The following is a 1,971-nucleotide window of genomic DNA, read 5'->3' on the forward strand; positions in this document are numbered from 1 at the left end:
CTTAAATTTCCTCGCGGATCTGTAATTTTAGGCAAATCAATAATACAGCAATCATGTAAACCACTCATGATTATCACCTACTTAAATATCTAAACTATAAAAATCATGAACCACTGCTCTAGCACCGAAACCTTCTTTTTGCGCAATAAGACCAGTATTCAAAAAACGACCTTGTTTTTCATTTGAAATGCCAAAATCAAAATAGATTTTATCTTTATATACTTCGGTAACAAGGTAATGAATCACCAAATCTAAAGCACCGGTAGAACGTCCTTCTTCTGAATTAGCCAAATATTGAGTATGCGCAACTTTATCATTTTCAAATATGACTGTTCCAGCCAATATTCTTTCATCTAATGTGGCAATGTACAATTTTATATTATCTTTAAATCGTTTAGCTAGTAAAATAATCTCGTCAATGGAATGAACTGGTGTAGTATTGTGCTGACTATATAACACTTCCGTCAAAACCTGCCAAAAAGCATTATAATCTTCGCTTTTTTTTACTTTTACTCCGTGCTTTATTGCTTTTTTTACCGCCCGCATACGTCTTTCTTGATAGGCATATCGCTCTGGCAAATATATGGCAGTTGATACATCACGTCTAACTAAGCAAGCATCATTTACGAATAACGCATATTGATCTTCTTCGGCAGGGTACTTATGGTAAATAAATGGAATGCACTTATAAATCATTTTATTTATATTATTTTTCTTTAAAAAATTTTTAGTTTCACAAAATATACTTAATACTATTTCAGTTGTTACCTTATTACCAACTATAAATCCCCCAAAAGTTAATCCCTCATGCGAATAAATAATATTATCTTTTTTATTTGCTGGAAACAGTGCAATCAATTGTCTTTTTTCGTCATATATTAATAATGAATAATCTTGAAATCTTTTCTCATGATATTCCATATAATCACGAAAAAATAAAAAAGTACCATTTTTTGATTTCTGCACAAACTGATCCCATAAGGACTTGTCTTCACTTTTATATTTTTGTACTATTACCATTCCACTAACTCTGCCCATCCAAAACCAGTTTTTCCAAATTCATTGCCATTATAAAACATATAATACTGGTCATTAATTTTAATAACAGCCGAATAACAAACAGCCTCTGAATCCCATCCCGATTCAGATACATTAATGCCTATATCCTGATCTTTTCTAATCCAGTTAATTCCATCTGTACTTTCTGCATATCCTAACCTATATCCTAAATACTTCACGCGAATTGAATAAAACATTTTATATTTTCCATCATGTTTTATAATATAAGGTCTTCCAAAACCGTGCTCATTTTCATTGACAATATCAATACACACTTTGCCATATTTATCCCAAGTGATACCATCATTTGATTCAAGATAATTTATAGTATATACGGGCATTTCCTTTCCGTTTATAGTTAACCACTTATTACCTCCCACATACCACATACGAAAACTTCCGTTTTCATATATAACAAATGGTCCACCGCGAAAATACAATTCTTGATCACTTCGCTCTAAAATAGGAGTTTTCTGCATACGAGCGAAACTTTTACCGTTATCCCTACTAATTGCTAGACCAGTCAATAAGCGATAGCGAATTTTTGTCCCAATTTCAAATCCTACATAATATAAATACTTAGTGCCATCTGGTAAATTTACTATACTTGTAACCAAAATACCATTTTCATCAAATGTACCAGGATCGCCAATATCTAATATCGGACTTTCAGCAACCTGAATTACTTTACATAGCGGATTTGCCGAAACATCCACATAACCAATCCTGCCAATTCCCTGTTTATCACATACTGTAACATAAAATCGCAAACAATTATTATTTATAAATTCTGGGGTTGGAATCATGGCATGTGTTTGCGCCCAACTATGCCGTCCCTCTGTTACAAAAATAAGTCCCTTCTTCTTCCATTTCATCCAATCAACTCCTCATACGAGGCATAATTTTATTGTG

2 protein-coding genes are annotated in these 1,971 nt (G+C 32.6%); both read right to left on the bottom strand.

Translation table 11 applies throughout. The features are described from left to right. Positions 1-81: 81 nt before the first annotated feature. Positions 82-1,020: a GNAT family N-acetyltransferase gene (locus tag BLR65_RS28745; protein WP_093798261.1), complete on the bottom strand. Its 939-nt coding sequence runs from the start codon at positions 1,018-1,020 to the stop codon at positions 82-84. Continuing rightward, a complete protein-coding gene (locus tag BLR65_RS28750) occupies positions 1,014-1,934 on the bottom strand; it encodes a glycoside hydrolase family protein (RefSeq protein ID WP_093798263.1) in 921 nt (306 codons plus the stop codon). The genes BLR65_RS28745 and BLR65_RS28750 overlap by 7 nt, the downstream gene beginning before the upstream one ends. Positions 1,935-1,971 lie beyond the last annotated feature (37 nt).

Origin of the sequence: Sporomusa acidovorans (assembly GCF_900101845.1) — a bacterium.
GTDB classification, from domain to species: domain Bacteria; phylum Bacillota; class Negativicutes; order Sporomusales; family Sporomusaceae; genus Sporomusa; species Sporomusa acidovorans.

Coding starts and splice junctions, on each gene's coding strand:
- BLR65_RS28745 (WP_093798261.1), bottom strand. CDS start 1,020: ATGGTAATAGTACAAAAATATAAAAGTGAAGACAAGTCCTTATGGGAT.
- BLR65_RS28750 (WP_093798263.1), bottom strand. CDS start 1,934: ATGAAATGGAAGAAGAAGGGACTTATTTTTGTAACAGAGGGACGGCAT.